The organism is Mesorhizobium sp. M7D.F.Ca.US.004.01.2.1 (genome assembly GCF_003997785.1).
Lineage (GTDB): Bacteria > Pseudomonadota > Alphaproteobacteria > Rhizobiales > Rhizobiaceae > Mesorhizobium > Mesorhizobium loti.
The window spans coordinates 1-394 of record NZ_RZRQ01000781.1 but is presented as its reverse complement, the minus strand read 5'-3'; the positions used below and the strand labels follow the sequence as shown (position 1 = coordinate 394).

Here is a 394-nt window from a genome sequence, read left to right as displayed (position 1 = left end):
GGCTGGCTCGGCGTCGAAATCCAGCCGGTCACCTCTGACATCGCCGAATCGCTCGGTCTGAAGTCCAACAATGGCGCGTTGGTGTCCAGCGCCCAGGACGATGGCCCCGGCAAGAAGGCCGGTATCATCGCTGGCGACGTCATCACCCAGGTCGAGGGCAAGGACGTCGCTTCGCCGAAGGAACTTCGCCCGCCTGATCGGAGCCTATTCGCCGGGCAAGTCGGTTGATGTCCCCGTCTGGCGCGACGGCAAGAGCGAAACGCCCAAGGTCGATCTCGGCAAGCTGCCATCGAGCGACAAGCGAGCATCTGCCGACCAGCAGCAGCCCGCCGCTCCGGCCAGTTCCGACACCCGGCCGGCGCGGTCGCTGAAAGTCTCCAGCGGCAATCAATAG

1 pseudogene is annotated in these 394 nt (G+C 65.2%); it reads left to right on the top strand.

What is annotated here, in order from left to right:
* Nucleotides 1–340, top strand: a pseudogene (locus tag EN993_RS36780) (PDZ domain-containing protein); the annotation flags it as partial.
* Between the last annotated feature and the right edge of the window lie 54 nt (nt 341–394).